At 62.7% G+C, this 16,613-nt stretch carries 14 protein-coding genes and 2 pseudogenes; 11 read left to right on the plus strand and 5 right to left on the minus strand.

Annotated elements, in window-relative coordinates:
• Positions 1–52 precede the first annotated feature (52 nt).
• From B586_RS16070 to B586_RS22615, 5 genes and pseudogenes are all read left to right on the plus strand, one after another.
• Positions 53–994, plus strand: a complete 942-nt coding sequence (locus B586_RS16070; RefSeq protein ID WP_054879431.1) for a carbohydrate kinase family protein — start codon at positions 53–55, stop codon at positions 992–994.
• Between the two features lie 100 nt (positions 995–1,094).
• Positions 1,095–1,976, plus strand: a complete 882-nt coding sequence (gene ku / locus B586_RS16075; RefSeq protein WP_054879430.1) for a non-homologous end joining protein Ku — start codon at positions 1,095–1,097, stop codon at positions 1,974–1,976.
• Positions 1,977–2,384: 408 nt separating this feature from the next.
• Positions 2,385–2,699 carry a PE domain-containing protein gene (locus B586_RS16080; protein ID WP_054879429.1) on the plus strand — a complete coding sequence of 105 codons (315 nt, stop codon included), beginning with the start codon at positions 2,385–2,387 and terminating at the stop codon, positions 2,697–2,699.
• Positions 2,700–2,730: 31 nt separating this feature from the next.
• On the plus strand, positions 2,731–3,312 hold the full coding sequence (locus B586_RS16085) for a PPE family protein (RefSeq protein ID WP_082607662.1): 582 nt from the start codon (positions 2,731–2,733) through the stop codon (positions 3,310–3,312).
• A 516-nt stretch (positions 3,313–3,828) separates the two neighbouring features.
• A pseudogene (locus tag B586_RS22615) lies at positions 3,829–4,018 on the plus strand (hypothetical protein); the annotation flags it as partial.
• Between the two features lie 35 nt (positions 4,019–4,053).
• Here the strand turns inward: B586_RS22615 and pstA are convergent.
• From pstA to pstS, 3 genes are read right to left on the minus strand one after another with little or no spacing between them, the layout of a single operon-like run.
• Positions 4,054–4,968, minus strand: coding sequence for a phosphate ABC transporter permease PstA (gene pstA, locus B586_RS16090; RefSeq protein ID WP_054879427.1), 915 nt, complete (start codon positions 4,966–4,968; stop codon positions 4,054–4,056).
• A 6-nt stretch (positions 4,969–4,974) separates the two neighbouring features.
• The gene (gene pstC, locus B586_RS16095; RefSeq protein ID WP_054879426.1) at positions 4,975–5,964 is read right to left on the minus strand and encodes a phosphate ABC transporter permease subunit PstC; all 990 of its coding nucleotides are present in this window, start codon (positions 5,962–5,964) and stop codon (positions 4,975–4,977) included.
• 12 nt (positions 5,965–5,976) lie between these two features.
• Positions 5,977–7,089 carry a phosphate ABC transporter substrate-binding protein PstS gene (pstS, locus tag B586_RS16100; protein ID WP_047314292.1) on the minus strand — a complete coding sequence of 371 codons (1,113 nt, stop codon included), beginning with the start codon at positions 7,087–7,089 and terminating at the stop codon, positions 5,977–5,979.
• 340 nt (positions 7,090–7,429) lie between these two features.
• On the opposite strand from pstS, the gene B586_RS16105 reads away from it, so the two are divergent.
• The 5 genes and pseudogenes from B586_RS16105 (at position 7,430) to B586_RS16125 (ending at position 12,126) form a co-directional block, all read left to right on the plus strand.
• On the plus strand, positions 7,430–8,221 hold the full coding sequence (locus tag B586_RS16105; protein WP_054879425.1) for an SDR family oxidoreductase: 792 nt from the start codon (positions 7,430–7,432) through the stop codon (positions 8,219–8,221).
• A 24-nt stretch (positions 8,222–8,245) separates the two neighbouring features.
• Positions 8,246–9,346, plus strand: a complete 1,101-nt coding sequence (locus tag B586_RS16110) for an NAD(P)H-dependent amine dehydrogenase family protein (protein WP_054879424.1) — start codon at positions 8,246–8,248, stop codon at positions 9,344–9,346.
• 114 nt (positions 9,347–9,460) lie between these two features.
• A complete protein-coding gene (locus B586_RS16115; RefSeq protein WP_047314289.1) occupies positions 9,461–10,687 on the plus strand; it encodes an Nramp family divalent metal transporter in 1,227 nt (408 codons plus the stop codon).
• Positions 10,688–11,230 (plus strand): annotated as a pseudogene (locus B586_RS16120) (gamma-glutamylcyclotransferase family protein); the annotation flags it as partial.
• 71 nt (positions 11,231–11,301) lie between these two features.
• Positions 11,302–12,126, plus strand: coding sequence for an LLM class F420-dependent oxidoreductase (locus tag B586_RS16125; protein ID WP_211141512.1), 825 nt, complete (start codon positions 11,302–11,304; stop codon positions 12,124–12,126).
• Between the two features lie 331 nt (positions 12,127–12,457).
• On the opposite strand, the gene B586_RS16130 is transcribed toward B586_RS16125, so the two are convergent.
• Positions 12,458–14,536 carry an adenosylcobalamin-dependent ribonucleoside-diphosphate reductase gene (locus B586_RS16130; protein WP_054879422.1) on the minus strand — a complete coding sequence of 693 codons (2,079 nt, stop codon included), beginning with the start codon at positions 14,534–14,536 and terminating at the stop codon, positions 12,458–12,460.
• Positions 14,537–14,561: 25 nt separating this feature from the next.
• The gene (locus B586_RS16135) at positions 14,562–14,819 is read right to left on the minus strand and encodes a DUF1918 domain-containing protein (protein WP_047314287.1); all 258 of its coding nucleotides are present in this window, start codon (positions 14,817–14,819) and stop codon (positions 14,562–14,564) included.
• 385 nt (positions 14,820–15,204) lie between these two features.
• Here B586_RS16135 and lipL point away from each other — a divergent pair, with 385 nt between their 5' ends.
• On the plus strand, positions 15,205–16,473 hold the full coding sequence (gene lipL / locus B586_RS16140; RefSeq protein ID WP_054879421.1) for an esterase/beta-lactamase LipL: 1,269 nt from the start codon (positions 15,205–15,207) through the stop codon (positions 16,471–16,473).
• Positions 16,474–16,613: the final 140 nt, after the last annotated feature.

Genomic DNA, 16,613 nt, shown 5'->3' on the forward strand with positions numbered 1-16,613 from the left:
CGGGTAGCTGTACCGTCGACACCGTGGTTCACCACCCCGGCTCAGGACGTCCGTGACGCGCGGCCTGGTAATCGGTGAGGCGCTGATCGACATCGTCGAGCGCCAAGGCGCCACCGAGCATGTCGGCGGCAGCCCGCTCAATGTCGCCGTCGGGCTGGCCAGGCTTGGCCGCGACGTCGATTTCCTGACCCACATCGGCGACGACGAACCTGGCCAGCGCATCATTGAATACGTCACGGCATCGGGCGCGCAACTTGTTCCGAGCAGTGCCGGCGCCACCAGGACGCCGACCGCGGTGGCCACGATTTCCGATGACGGGTCGGCCACCTACACGTTCGACCTGGAATGGGAGCTGTCCGGGACGCCTCCGGTCGCGCCGCCGCTGTTCGTGCACACCGGATCTATCGCCGCCGTGCGCGAGCCGGGCTGCTGGGCGGTCGCGGCCCTGCTCGATGCCTACCGGGTGTCGGCCACGGTCAGCTTCGACCCCAATGTGCGTCCGTCGCTGATCGTAGACCGGGATCTGGCCCGCGAGCGCATCGAACATCTCGTCCAGCGCAGCGACATCGTCAAGGTCAGCGACGAGGACCTACGCTGGATCGATCCTAACCGCGCACCGGAGTGGACCGCCCGAACCTGGTTGGCATCTGGACCGGCGATCGTTGCGGTGACCATGGGCGAGCAGGGCGCGCTGGCGTTGTGCGCGACCGGCGAGGCCCGGGTGGCCGCCAGGAAGGTCCAGGTCGTGGACACCGTCGGCGCCGGTGACGCATTCATGGTCGGACTGCTCGACGCGTTATGGGGACATGGCCTATTAGGCGCCGACCGGCGAGCCAATCTGCGGCGAATTCGGCTCGACGCGCTGTCAGCCGTGCTGGACGCAGCGGCCCTGTCGTCGGCACTGACTATCGCCCGCACCGGCGCCGACCTACCCGGCCGAGCGGCTATTGATGCCCAATCACCGTATCCCCCAGTACGTTTTCCCCAACTGTGACGAGAGTAGGGATGACCGGATTGCCTGCCGGCAATGCACTATCCCAACTTTGCGGCCTGGTGTGCTGTTATGCGACAGCGAGTGTGGGCATACTGACTGCATGCGCTCCATCTGGAAGGGTTCAATTGCGTTCGGGCTGGTGAACGTCCCAGTCAAGGTGTACAGCGCAACTCAGGACCACGACATCAAGTTCCACCAGGTGCACGCCAAAGACAACGGGCGGATCCGATACAAGCGAATGTGCGAGGTATGTGGCGAAGTCGTCGAATACGGTGATCTCGCCCGGGCCTACGAATCCGACGACGGACAAATGGTGGTGATCACCGACGACGACATCGCCACGCTGCCCGAGGAGCGCAGCCGCGAAATCGAGGTACTGGAGTTCGTCCCGGCCAGCGACGTCGACCCCATGATGTTCGACCGCAGCTACTTTTTGGAGCCGGATTCGAAGTCGTCGAAATCGTATGTGTTGCTAGCGAAGACGCTTGCCGAAACCGACCGGATGGCGATCGTGCATTTCACGCTGCGTAACAAAACCCGACTGGCGGCGCTGCGCGTCAAGGACTTCGGCAAGCGCGAGGTGATGGTGGTGCACACCTTGTTGTGGCCAGACGAAATCCGCGACCCCGACTTCCCCGTGCTCGACAAGAAGGTCGACATCAAACCCGCAGAGCTCAAGATGGCAGGGCAGGTAGTGGAATCGATGGCCGACGAGTTCAACCCGGACCGCTATCGCGATACCTACCAGGAACAGATGCAGGAGCTGATCGACGCGAAACTCGAAGGTGGGGAAGCATTTACCGTTGAGGAGCAGCCGGCTGAGCTTGACCAGACCGAGGATGTTTCCGACCTGCTCGCCAAACTGGAGGCCAGCGTGAAGGCACGCTCTGGCGACCGGAAATCCCCGACGAAGACAACCGCGAAGAAGACTGCCGCCAAAAGGACCGACTCGAAAGCGGCGTCAAGATCAGCGCCCGAATAATTTTGGATGCTGCAGTCCAACCTGCCGCGTGCAATTGTGGTTCGCCGCGCCCGGCGCCTACCGAGCACAACCCAGAATCAGCTGTGTGCAATTCAGAATCCGCTAGCCGCGGCGGTGCCGATGGCGACGCCGGCCTTAAGCATGCCGGGTACGTCTTGTGAGACTCGTCGATGTCGAGTGGTGACGGTGTTGATTCGCCATACCTGACTGATGGCGGCGCCCGCAAGCGCGGGTAGTTGTCATGCCAACTAGCGTCGAGGCGCGCCCCATAGTATTCTACACGCGTAGAATACGCTTAGTTGTTCGGCACCGCCAACGCTGGCGGCGTGGGTCGGGTACGTGAGCGGTATTTCGCCGCCATCCTCTGAGCGATTGCTCGCGGTTTCTTGAAGGAAAAATGGAGTCGGTATGTCTTTTTTAGCCACATCCCCCGAGGTGCTGAACACCGCGGTTGGTACGCTGCGCGGTGTCGCTGATGAGATAAATACTAGCGAAGCTAGGACACGCGATTCGAGGGCCAAGGTTGAGCCCCCGAGCACCGACGAGGTGTCGATATACGCAGCGCAGCGGCTCCGCGATGCGGCGGCGGACTGTCACATGGCCTTGGGCGGGGGCTCGGTGATTCTTGAGCTGTTTTTGACCGCGCTGTCGCAGGCCGAGCAGCAGTATTCGAACGCCGAGACCACCAACGCAAAATCCATAAAATTCTGCGCACTGATGTAGCAGCAGTCGTTACCAGTATTGGACATAAAGAATGTTAAGGAATTTCGGAGCGAACCCGCCAGAAGTCAACGCCGCCAAGCTGTTAGGTGGCCGGAGGGGTACTGAGTCGATGTACGAAGCCTCGTATGCGTGGAATGAATTTGCGAGGGGGCTGTTTCACGCGGGCTACGAGATGGGTGGCGCGCTAATGGCGCTGGATAAGGCGTGGAATGGTCAGGCGGCAACGCGCATGGCCAGGGCGGCCAACGAGTATCGCGATTGGCTATATTCGGTTGCAGAGCATGCCGAATATCTGTACAAAAAAGCCGAACTTTTCGCGATAGCCTATAACTGTGCCAAGAGAAATATGGTATCTCCGCAGCGCATCAGTGAGAATCGCGCTTTGGTAACGCAGCTGGCCAACGACAACATGCTGGGGGTATACACCATTAAGATTCAGAGCCTGGAGACCCAGTACCAGTCGTACTGGTACAACAACGCCGACGCGATGATGCAGTATGCACGAGAAGTGGATTCGCCGATGAAACCGTTTCCGCCGCCCGCGCGGCAGATCATCAACGAAAACAAGTTACGGATGTTGGCCGAAAAGGGAGTCATCGATGTCGATGATTAACATAAAATGCCAGGATCATCCATAATTCCGTAAAGCGTTTCCAGATTTCAACGTCTACGACCGGAGGTTAATGCTGCCAAGTTGCTGACCGACCCGCATGCTACCCGAGTTGAACCACTGCCACGAACGAATTTCTTTATTCTCCAATCGGTTTGCCGACCAATCTAATTGGATACCGCCAGTGCGGCGAACACGACCGTGAGGTGTGTCCCGAGGAGTTGCGGGTGTCAGCCGCCAGGAAGCGCTCGAAGCCGTTGATGGCCAACTCCATTCGACGCCTGACGCCCTCCGCAAGCAACGCTGCTGTTCACACCGCTATCTCCTTCCTTCTGAATTACAGGAAAGCCAGCATTGCTCTCAGACCACGCATCTGTGATTATGCCGATGAATCCGGTCCCGCACGGCCCCCCACCAGGCAACACACGCCGCCGGTCAGCATAACCCCAGCGTCGGCATAACCCTTCCACCCGGCCAACGCCCTGGTCTTGGTCTCCAACTGCAGATTCACGCTGCTAAGACAGTGGCGGCAACGTGTACCTCACCAAGCACGATAACAACCAGGGTGGTGAAGTTGCCGGCCGGATCCAACACCACGACGATGCTGTCGTTCACCGGCCTCAACATCCCCTTGGCGGTGACGGTGGACAAGAATGGGACCGTCTACGTCGCCGACCGCGGCAATGACCGAGTCGTCAAACTGACGGCCCTAACGCGCCGGGTAGCGGCCCCCGCCCACGAATGTCACCGGCGCACGCTGCGCCGTCGGGTAGCCAGGAAGCGAAACCCCGCGCCGAAGAGATTGATCCCGGCCACCACCATGATCAGGGTCAGCGCTGCGCCCCAAACCCGCCGAAAACCCGCATGTTCAGGGTTGGTGAGCTCTGTGTAGATCAGCAGCGGCAGCGAGGCCATGTTGCCGTCAAAGATGTCGAGGTTGATGGAGCGGCTGTACCCAACCAGGACGAGCACCGGCGCGGTTTCGCCGATGACGCGTGCAATGGACAATAAGACACCAGAGATGATGCCCGGCGTCGCGATTGGAAAGACAATGCGCACAATTGTCTTCCACTTGGGAATACCCAACGCGTAGCCGGCTTCTCGCAGCTCGTCAGGCACCAACCTCAATATTTCCTCGGTAGACCGCACCACCACCGGCAACATCAGCAAAACCAACGCCAACGACACCGCAAAGGCAGACTGCTGGAATCCCAAGGTGGCGATCCACAGGCTGAAGATAAACAACGCCGCTACGATCGAAGGCACCCCGGCAAGCACGTCAACCATGAACGTGGTCACCCGCGCGAACCGGCCAGAACCGTATTCCACCAGATACACCGCGGTCATCAATCCCAGCGGCACGGCCATGATGGCCGCCACCCCGGCCTGCGCCAACGACCCATACAGCGCGTGGTACACCCCACCGGCAAACTCTTCTGGCAGCACGCCTCGCAGCGAGTGGGTCCACCAGTCGAACCGGGTGACGGCGTAGCAGCCTCGCGCGACCACGACCGACAGCAGCCAGACTAGCGGCACCAGCGCGATGAGAAACGAGGCGAGGAAAAGCATTGTCGCAACGTTGTTTTTGATCCGCCGTCGCATGCTAATGGGGTGTAACACTACCGCTTTGACCGGCTGGTCGAGGGCGTCAAGGTTCATCGCAGCTTATCCGTTCACCTTTCCGCCAGAGATTGCACGAGCGGCTGCGTTGACGACGAACGTCAGGATGAACAGTGCAAATCCTGCGGAGATGTAGGCCCCAGTCGGCAGCGGTTGGCTGAATTCTGATGCCGCGGAGGCGATCTTGGAAGCGAACGTGTACCCACCATCGAACAGCGACCAATTGCCTGGGCGGGCGGCTGAGCGCAAGATGATCAGCACCGCCACGGTTTCTCCCAAAGCGCGGCCCAAACCGAGCATTGCCGCCGCGGCAATGCCGCTACGGCCGAATGGCAGCACAGTCATCTGTACCACCTCCCACTTGGTCGCGCCCAGCGCCTGAGCCGCCTCGATCTGAAGGAGCGGAGTGTGGCGAAACACTTCGCGCGACACCGAGCTGACGATCGGCAGGATCATCACCGCGAGAACGATGCCGGCGGTGAAGATGGTGCCCCCGCCAGCCAACGACACGTTGCCCTGTTTGAACAGAAACAGCCATCCCAGGTTGCGGTTGAGAAACGCCGCAATCGGCTGGAGCTTCGGCGCCAACACGAATATCCCCCACAACCCGAAGATGATCGATGGCACCGCAGCCAGCAGATCAACCATCGCGCTGAACGGACGCGACAGCCGTGCCGGCACATATTGGGTGAGGAATATCGCGATTCCGATCGCCACCGGCACGGCCAACACCAGGGCACACATCGAACTCAGCGCCGTCACCATGAACAGGTCGCGGATACCGAACGCGAGGCCCTTATCGCCGGCGGTGTCGAATTTGGCGCTGGTGAAGAAATTCGCATGGTTCGCGCGCAACGACGGCACAGCACGAAGCAACAGGAATATCGCAATCAGCAGGATCGCGGCCACGACCGTCGAACCGGCTGCGGCAGCGGCTAATTTGAACAGTCGATCGCCCCGCCGGGTTACGCGTGCACCGACTGCTGCCGGGGTGGGCTTGATCACGGTCGTAGGTGCTAGCGAGCTTGGGGCCATGGCGACTTCATATCAAGCGATCGCATTAGCTGCGGTCGATAATCTGGACTTGAAAGAATCCGGAATAGGTACATATCCGTTGTCCCCCAGACCATTCTGGCCGCCACCGATAGTGCTCTGCAGGAATGCCTTCACGGCCCTACCGACCTGGGCGTCGGGGTACTTCGAGCAGACAATCTCGTAGGTCACCAGCACGATTGGGTAGGAGCCGGGCTGCGCCGGCTTGGAAAAGGAGACCGTGTCGAGCACCAGATCGTTACCCTCGCCAATGATCGTGGCCCCGGAAATCGTTTTGCCGACCGAGTCGGCGCTGATCGCGACGGGTTCCGGATCGGCCGACGTGACGATCTTGGCCATGTTCAGCTTCCGCGCCTGCGCGAACGACCATTCGTTGTAGGTGATCGACCCTTCAGTGGCCTTGATAGCTGCCGACGTGCCGTCATTGCCCTTGGCGCCCTCACCGACACCGCCTTTGAACGTCTTGCCGATGCCCTTGCCCCACGCGCCGTTTGATGCGACATCTAGGTACCTCTGGAAATTATCCGTGGTCCCGGACTCGTCATTGCGGAACACGACATGAATCGGCTCAGCCGGAAGGGCGACACCAGCGTTCAGCGCTTGGATCGCGGGATCGTTCCAACTGGTGATAGAGCCATTGAAGATCTTCGCGGTCGTCGGACCGTCCAGGTTCAGTGAACTCAGGCCGTTTACGTTGTAGGTGACCGCGATGGGGCCGAAGACCACCGGCAAGTTCCACGCTTGCGAGCCGCAGCGTTGCTCTGCTGCGGCGTACTCTTTCTTACTCAGCGGCGAGTCTGATCCGCCGAAATCTGTTTGGTTGCCGCTGAATTCGCTAATCCCCGCACCCGAACCATTAGCCGTGTAGTTCAACGTCTGACCTGGGCATGTCCGTTCGAAGGCGTTGACAAAGCGGGTCATCGCGTTGGCCTGGGCGGTCGACCCGCTGGCTTTCAGTGTCGGCTTCCCCCCGCAACTCACCTGACCTGACGATGGGCCTGTCCTTGCACCTCCTGCAGCTGCGTTGTTGTCGCTGCCACAGCCCGACAACATCAGTGCACCAGTAGCCAGGAGCCCCATCGTGGCGCCAAACTGGTTGAGCTTCAATCTAGTTCCTCACGGTAGCGTAAATCTGGCCGCCTCCAGTAGCGTCGGCGCGCCAACTAGCCGTCTTCCCCGGAGCCATGAGGCTACATTAACAAGGTTTACCTGCGGCAAATTTTGACTGGCCGTTACTGGTGGACAGCAGAACGCCGCCGCGTTCGCAGCCGCCCGGATCGAACATAATTTCGACAAAATTTTTCGCTGGTGGGGGCAGTCGTCAAGGCTTGAGCCATTACATAGCCACGCTCATATGACAAACTAGAACCTGTTCCAGAAACGCTGCCGGCCGAGACGGCGAAGCTTGCTGCCCTGCCGGCTGACAATTTAAACGAGAAGGGCCGCAATGATCCTTGACAGGTTCCGTCTCGACAACAAAGTCGCCGTCATAACTGGTGGCGGCCGCGGCCTCGGTGCGGCCATTGCGCTGGCATTCGCCGAGGCCGGTGCTGATGTCGTCATCGCCTCGCGAACGCAGTCCGAACTAGACGCCGTCGCCGAGCAGGTCCGGTCCGCCGGCCGTCGCGCTCACACCGTCGTCGGCGACCTGGCCCATCCCGACATCACCGCGCAGCTGGCCGGCCAGGCCGTCAAGGCGTTCGGGAGACTGGACATTGTCGTCAACAACGTCGGCGGGACCATGCCGAACACACTGCTGACCACCTCGACTCAGGACCTCAAAGACGCATTCACGTTCAATGTCGGCACCGCCCACGCGTTGACTGTCGCGGCGGTGCCGTTGATGCTTGAGCACTCCGGCGGCGGCAGCGTGATCAACATCAGTTCCACCATGGGCCGGCTGGCCGGACGTGGTTTCGCCGCCTACGGCACTGCCAAAGCCGCGTTGTCGCACTACACCCGGCTGGCGGCGCTGGACCTATGTCCACGCATCCGGGTCAACGCCATCGCTCCTGGGTCCATTCTCACCTCCGCGTTGGATGTAGTCGCCTCCAACGACGAGCTGCGGACGCCGATGGAACAGGTGACACCGATGCGCCGCCTCGGCGATCCCCTCGACATCGCTGCCGCGGCAGTGTATTTGGCGTCGCCGGCCGGCAGCTATTTAACTGGCAAGACTCTGGAAGTCGATGGTGGCCTCACATTCCCGAATCTTGACCTACCCATCCCGGACCTGTGAACCCCCACCGCTAGGGAGCCTGTCATGCCCATACCCGTCGTCCAATTGGGCACCGGCAACGTCGGCGTCCATGCGCTTAGAGCGCTTATCATCAACCCGGAGTTCGAGCTCACCGGCGTCTGGGTGTCATCGGATGCCAAGGCGGGTAAGGACGCGGCAGAGCTTGCCGGGCTTGCCGACGCGACGGGCGTGCGAGCTAGCACCGATCTGGACACGGTGCTCGCCACCGGGCCGCGATGCGCCGTCTACAACGCGATGGCCGATAACCGGCTGCCCGAAGCCTTGGAGGACTATCGGCGCGTGCTGGCCGCCGGAGTCAACATTGTCGGGAGCGGTCCTGTCTTCCTGCAGTATCCGTGGCAAGTGATCCCCGAAAATCTCATCGAGCCCTTGGAAGACGCTGCGCGTGAAGGTGATTCCAGCTTGTACGTCAACGGTATCGATCCGGGCTTCGCGAACGACCTGCTGCCGCTAGCGTTGACCGGCACCTGTCAGAGCATCCAGCAGGTGCGCTGCATGGAGATCGTCGACTACGCCACCTACGACAGCGCCGTCGTCATGTTCGACGTGATGGGGTTTGGTAAGCCGCTCGACGAGATCCCGATGCTGCTGCAACCGGGTGTGCTGAGCTTGGCGTGGGGATCGGTAATCCGACAACTTGCTGCGGGCCTGGGTATTTCGCTCGACGAGATCACCGAGAAGTACGTCCGGCGACCCGCCCCCGAAGCCTTCGACATCGCGTCCGGCCACATACCCATGGGCAGCGCCGCGGCAGTGCGATTCGAGGTGCTGGGGATGGTCAACGGCGAGCCCGCCGTGGTCCTAGAACACGTCACCCGGCTACGCGAGGACCTGTGTCCCGATTGGCCGCAACCCGCTCAGCCTGGCGGTTCGTACCGCGTCGAAGTCACCGGCGAACCGTCCTACGCGATGGACGTCTGCCTGCGCAGTCGCCAGGGCGATCACAACCACGCCGGACTGGTCGCCACCGCGATGCGGGTCGTCAACGCGATCCCCGCGGTGGTGGCCGCCCCGCCGGGTATCGTGACGACCCTGGACCTGCCCCTGATCACCGGCCGGGGGCGCTACGTCCCCGGCGATAGGGTGGCCCACCGGTCCCAATAAACCCCGGTATGCGTCCCGGGCTAATCTCGACTACCGCTAGCCCAGTTCGCCGTAGCAAGACATGTTCGTTAACCTCACTTGCCTATCGGGGGTAATGAATCGAGGGGCAAAGCGTTGGCGGAAAGCACCCAGGCAGAGCTCAAGACGAGCTGGTATCTGCTCGGACCGGCTTTCGTCGCCGCAATCGCCTATGTCGATCCCGGAAATGTGGCAGCCAACGTCAGCTCCGGCGCGCAGTTCGGCTATCTGCTGCTGTGGGTGGTGGTCGTGGCCAATGTGCTGGCCGGCCTGGTGCAGTACTTGTCGGCGAAGCTTGGGCTGGTGACCGGACAGTCACTGCCCCAGGCAATCGGCAAGCAAATGAGTCGTCCGCTCCGGCTGGCCTTTTGGGTGCAGGCCGAACTGGTTGCGATGGCAACCGATGTCGCTGAAATGGTCGGCGGGGCCATCGCCTTGCGCGTGCTGTTTGGTCTACCGCTGCTGCTCGGCGGGGTGATCACCGGGGCGGTGTCGTTGCTGCTACTGACGGTGAAGGACCGTCGAGGCCAGCTTTTGTTCGAGCGCGTCATCACTGGACTGCTACTCGTCATAGCCGTCGGCTTTGCAGCCAGTTTCTTCGTCGCGACGCCCCCGCCTGAGGACGTGCTGAACGGCCTCCTGCCGCGCTTCCGGGGCACCGAAAGCGTGCTGCTGGCCGCCGCGATCATGGGCGCCACCGTGATGCCGCACGCGGTGTACCTGCATTCCGGTCTTGCCCTCGACCGGCACGGACATCCCCACGCGGGCCGGAGCCGGCGTCGACTGCTCCGCGTCACCCGCTTAGACGTCGCCCTGGCGATGGCGATCGCCGGAACCGTGAACGCGGCGATGCTGCTAGTGGCCGCGATCAACCTGCAGCATCACCAGGTAGCCGCCTCCATTGAGGGCGCCTACGCCGCCATCCATGACACCTTGGGAGCGACGATCGCGGTGCTGTTTGCGATCGGGTTACTCGCCTCCGGCTTGGCATCCGCATCGGTGGGCGCCTACGCCGGCGCCTTGATCATGCAGGGATTGCTGCAGCGGTCAATTCCGATGCTGATGCGGCGCTTGATCACGTTGTGCCCCGCGGTCGTGATCCTGGCGCTCGGCTTCGACCCCACCCGCTCATTGGTGCTGTCCCAGGTCGTGCTGTCCTTCGGTATACCGTTCGCGGTGCTTCCGCTGGTCAGACTGACCAGTAACCGCGGGCTGATGGGTAGCGATACCAACCATCCCGCCACAACTGTTCTTGGCTGGGCCGTCGCGGTACTGGTTAGTCTGCTTAACGTGGTGCTGATCTATCTGACCGTAACCAGCTAAATGCCGGCCGGCCGGCATGCGTATTTCGCATATGGGTCGAACCTGTGTGTGAGACAGATGGCGCGGCGCTGTCCCGACGCCGTCGATCCACGGCCGGCGATACTGAGTGATCACGACTGGCTGATCAATGAACGCGGCGTCGCGACCGTCGAGCCGTTCGCCGGAAATCAGGTGCACGGGGTGCTCTGGCAGGTATCCGACCATGACCTGGCCGCGTTGGACCGGGCCGAGGGGGTACCGGTGCGTTACCGACGCGACCGGCTGACCGTGCACACCGGCAAGGGGCCAGCGCCGGCGTGGGTATACATCGACCATCGGCTCGCCGCGGGTCCGCCCCGGCCGGGCTACCTGCCAAGAATCATCGAAGGCGCCGTCCACCATGGGCTGCCCCAGCGTTGGATCGACTCGCTGCGCCGCTGGGATCCCACACCCTGGCCTCGCCCGACACTGTTGCCATCCGAGCCTGCACCACCGTCGCTTTCGGCGTTGTTGAGCGAATCCGGGGTTGCTGAGGTCAGCTTGCTGCGGTCACGTTTCGGATTTCAGCACCCTGGTGCAGGGTTTGGTGGCCACAGCCCGTTGCTGGCAGGTTCCCTTAGCTCGTTGAACGGAGGTTGTTGGTGGCCAAGGATTTTCGCTTTGGGCTAGGCATCCGTGCAATCAAGTCACGCACTGCGCTACAAGAGAAAGCACAACGTGCGGAAGGCCTTGGATTCGATATCCTGCAGGTGCCCGACCATCTCGGCAGCGTGGCGCCGTTTCCGACGCTGACAGCCGCCGCCCAGGTCACGACAACGATCCGGCTGGGCATGTATGTGCTCAACGCCGGCTTCTACAAGCCCGCGCTGCTCAGCCGCGACGTCGAGGCACTGGACCTCCTCAGCGACGGCCGTCTCGAAATCGGCCTGGGCGCCGGTTACGTCCAGGAGGAATTCGAGGCCGCCGAACTGCCGTACCCGAGCGCCGGACGTCGAGTCGACTATCTCGAGCACATGACGGCCTATTTGAAGGGGCATCTTCCGGCCGTGCCGATCCTCATTGCTGGCACCGGCGACCGCGTCATGACCCTGGCCGCCCAGCGCGCCGACATCATCGGGCTTACCGGCGCCAACCCACACGGGCTCGATGATCCGTTGGCCGAGCGTGTCGAGTTCGTCCGTAACGCTGCCGGTGATCGGTTTGATGCGCTGGAGCTGAACTTGGCGATCACGGCGGTGCCGGACATCGGCGAGACCATCCCCGATTTGTCGCTAGCCCGCCGCCATGCGCCGACTGCGTCGGACGAGCAATTGCTGGCCCTACCCGCGGTGCTCAGCGGGTCCCCCCGCGGAATAGCCGACACGTTGTCCGGGTACCGCGACACGTACGGTGTGACGTCCTTCACCGTGCAGGATAAGCACATCGACAACTTCGCGAAGGTGATCGCCGAGCTCCGATGATGGCTAGGACTCCGTCCCGACCACCGCTGCGACTAGATCCAGGCCGTGGTGTCAATTAGCCCGATGCGTAGCGCTCTTCGGGAACTTCGTGCTTGATTAAACCGGAGTTAATTCGGGCTTTGGTGTGGATTCGTGCTTCGCAAGTAGAAGCGCGTCGCACGAGTATCGGAACATGAGCGGGGCACCACTACAAGCGCCTAACCGTAGGGTGCTTCAGGTTGACGGCCTCGACACTGTAGCTACCGTGACGACACGCCGAGAAGGTCCACGCCCACTCACAGTTTCGATGCTTGAAGGATCGCCATGGCCCAAGAACATCGACCGCATGTCATCAGAATTCGCAGGATCGCCCGGCGCAGCCGCCGCTGAACTCGGTATCGGCCTGGGCCAGTGCCGGTTGCGGCGCGGCATAAGTCAATACCTGGTCCCCGCGGCTACCGTATCGATACACCGTGATGCCCTTGACCTTAGCCTTCCAGGCGGCCAGGTAGATCGAACGGATGTCATCGATAGTTGCGGTCGCGGGCAAGTTGATCGTCTTGGAGACGGCGGCGTCGACGTGGCGCTGCGCGGCGGCTTGGACACGCAGATGCCACGTCGGGGCGATCTCGGCTGCGATCGGGAACGCCGACCGCACCTCGGCCGGTAGTTGCGGATAGCCACGCACTCCCCCGCGCTGTGCGATCTCGGCAATCAGCTCGTCGCTGTATAAGCCGCGGTCGCGGGCCAGCCGGTCAAAGCACGGGTTAACCTCCAGCAGGTGCCTGCCAACGATGGCGCGCGTGAAGGCGATGGCGAACATCGGCTCGATCCCGGCGGTGGTGCCGGCGATCAGCGAGATGGTGCCTGTCGGAGCGACGGAGGTGACCTGTGCGTTTCGCCGCGGCCCTGAACGCGCCAACCTGCTATCGGCGAACGCGGGGAACGAGCCCCGCTCGTCTGCCAGCTGCCTCGACGCCGTGTGTGCCTCCTGCTGGATGCGACGCATGACCTGGCCGGTCAACCGCACGGCATTCTCGCTGTCGTACGGGATGCCCAGTGTGGCAAGTAGTTCGGCCAAACCCATCACACCTAGCCCGATCTTGCGGGTCGCCCGGGTGGCCTCACCCAACTCGGGGAATGGGTAGCGGCTGACATCGATGACGTCGTCGAGGAACCGCACCGCCAGCCCCGCCACCGCGGCCAGCCGATCCCAGTTGACGCGACCATCGGTGACCATCCGGGCTAGGTTGATCGAGCCGAGGTTGCATGACTCGTAGGGCAGCAGCGGAACCTCCCCGCACGGATTGGTTGCCTCGATTCGGCCGTGTCCGGGAACTGGGTTGGCCCGGTTGATCGTGTCGAGAAATAACACCCCGGGATCGCCGCATGCGTGTGCAGCTTCGCAGATGGCGCCGAACAGCGCGGCGGCAGGTATCCGCGCGACGGTCTTACCGGTTCGGGGGTTGACGAGGCGGTGTGTGCCGTTGCGTTCAACGGCGCGCAGAAACGCGTCGGTGACTCCGACAGACAGGTTGAAATGTGAAAGATCGCTGTGTTTTTCGGCTTTGGTGGTGACGAAGTCATAGATATCCGGGTGTGACGCGTCGAGGACCGCCATGCATGCGCCGCGGCGACGACCACCGATCGAGACCACGTCCGCCGCAGCGTCAAACAGTCGAAGAAACGAATTCGGTCCGCTCGCGGTGCCGGACGTAATGGACACATGATCCCCGGCGGGTCGCAAGTGGCTGAAGGTGTAACCAACGCCCCCGCCAGTGCGTTGGATCTCGGCAGCATGTCCAAGAGTCGTGAAGATCGAGTGCAGCGAATCTTCCACGGGCAGAACGAAACATCCGGCAAGCAGTCCGATATTGGTGCCCGCGTTCATCAGCGTGGGCGAGTTCGGCAGGAATTCAAGGTTGCGCAGCAGCGCCGCAAAGCGCTCCGCCCACCGCGCCGAGGTGCCGCGCCGGTACCCATCCTCGGCGCCCGCGACGAAGCGTGCCGCGCGGTCCATCATCTCGCCGGTCGACTCGGTCGGTCTACCCTGCTCGTCGCACAGGAGATAGCGTTTCCGCAGCACCGCCACGGCGGACAGGCCCAGCTTCAGCTCGTCGCGCACCCCGAGCAGAGCTTTTGCCATGCGCAGCTCGTTGCGCCGCTGCCGATAGATGATGTAGGCCCGGGCAACGTCATCCAGGCCAGATTCGCCGAGCCGCGCCTCAACAAAATCCTGAATCTGTTCGATGGGTACAACTCTGGGCCCCAGCGCATCGGCAACAGCCTTGGCCAGCGCGGCCGGCATGTCGGGGTCGTCATAGCCCACCTCACGGCTGGCGCGCGCGACCGCTACCTCAATTCGTCTGACGTCGAAGCGAGTGAGCGTCCCATCGCGGCGCCGCACCTGCACCGGCCACGCCGACTTCATCGGCTTCGAAAGCGCCTACTTGCACTTATCGCGAGAGATGTGCTGGCTGCCCGGCACCGAACCGATGCTGGGCACGCTCGTCGGCGTCCGCCTGCTCCGCAGCTGTGACGACGACCGCGTCGACGCCAGGAACAATGGTCACCTCATGGTCGGTGGCGAGCCACCGCACCACATACGGTGGCGCCCCATCTGGTGAGTGAACCTCAGTGATCAGTCCTCGTTGGTCTGGCTGGTCGATTGTGGTGCCCTTGACCACCAGCCAGTCACCGACCTTTGCCTTCATGCGCTTCTCCTTATCCTTCGGGAATTCAATCGTGCACACGTTCGGCCCGTCAGCGGAAGGGGTATCACGTCACCAACTTGGATGACCAAGGGTCCGTCGTCGCCTCGGTTGGCTGTCCGAGACGGGGCGGGTCGTTGGGCTCGGTCGCGCTACGGACGATGGCCGATCACGACGCTCCCCTACATCGTCGCGAGACGCGCTGACATCTGCAGCCGCGAAAGACGGAACATGACCCACCCGCACGAAGGCTGAACCGCCGCCGCGGCGGCAGCGGTGGCCGTGTGCGATAGTGACTTCTGCCCCTTCGAGCAAGGGACTTACGACGACGGCGCTCAGGCCGTCCGGCACTCGTCCGGCCTGTTTGTCATGGTCGATTCTGAACTCTATGACAAGCACAGGCGTTTACCACCAAGGTAATTGGCTGCCGGGCGGAGTCCACGGCGCCGCCGACGCCAACTTTGCGTGCGCGATCCGCAGTTTCGCCAGCTTGTTTCCGGTCCGCCAACTCGGCGGCGGCGCGCTGTCGGTATACCTCGACGGCACACCAGTTGTCGACGTGTGGACCGGATGGGCCGACCGCCGTGGCAACGTGCCGTGGTCGGCCGACACCGGCGCGATGGTGTTTTCCGCGACCAAGGGCTTGGCCTCCACGGTCATCCATCGGCTTGTCGACCGGGGGTTGCTTGCCTACGACGTGCCGGTCGCCGACTACTGGCCCGCGTTCGGCACGAACGGCAAATCAGCCATCACCATTGGCGACATGATGCGGCACCGGGCCGGGCTGTCCCACTTGGACGGCGCCAGCGCCGCCGACTTGATGGACCACCACCTGATGGAGGCCCGACTGGCAGCAGCGCCGGCAGGGCGGCTGCTGGGTAAGCCAGCCTACCATGCCATGACCTACGGATGGTTGATGTCCGGCCTGGCGCGCGCAGTCACGGGCAAGGGAATGCGCGAGCTGATCCGCGAGGAGCTGGCCCAGCCGCTGAACACCGACGGACTGCATCTGGGCCGGCCACCGGCCGACGCGCCGACCCACACAGCACAGATCATCGCCCCGCAGAGCACCAGAGCAAACCCGCTGTTCAACTTCGTGGCACCGAAAATCGCCGCCTTCTCGTTCTCGGCCGCTTTCGGGGCGATGTACTTCCCAGGTATGAAAGCCTTTGTCCAAGGCAACATTCCGATACTCGACGGCGAGGTACCGGCAGCTAATGGGGTGTGCACCGCACGCGCGCTGGCACGCGTCTATGGTGCAATCGCCAACAGGGGCCAGCTCGACGGAATACGATTCCTGTCGCCCGAACTGGTGGCTGGATTGACCGGCAGGCCCAGCCTGCGACCCGACCACAACCTTTTCCTGCCACTGGCCTGGCACATGGGATATCACGCGGTACCCATTGCGGGAGTATTGCCCGGATTCGGTCACGCCGGCATGGGCGGATCGATCGGGTGGGCCGACCCGGCGAGCGGAATCGCGTTCGGCTTTGTGCATAACCGGTTGCTGACCCCGATGATCTTCGACCAGGCCACCTTCATCGGGCTTGGCGCACTGCTGCGCCGCGGCGCGGCCGCGGCCCGAAGGCGCGGCTATCAGACCGTCCCCGACTTCGGGGCGCCCTATCCCACGCCGGCGAAGGTCGCCGCCGGATAGCCTCACGGGCCCGTTTCTGGCGCTGCTGCGCTGGAGGCGGTCAATAGCGGCTCAGCGACGCGTGCCAGACGCGGAGGATGAGGGCCGAGATAGTGATGCCGAGGAAGGAGGGAGCAATGGTCGCCGACCCACAATGCGCC

The organism is Mycobacterium haemophilum DSM 44634, from assembly GCF_000340435.2.
Taxonomy (GTDB): domain Bacteria; phylum Actinomycetota; class Actinomycetes; order Mycobacteriales; family Mycobacteriaceae; genus Mycobacterium; species Mycobacterium haemophilum.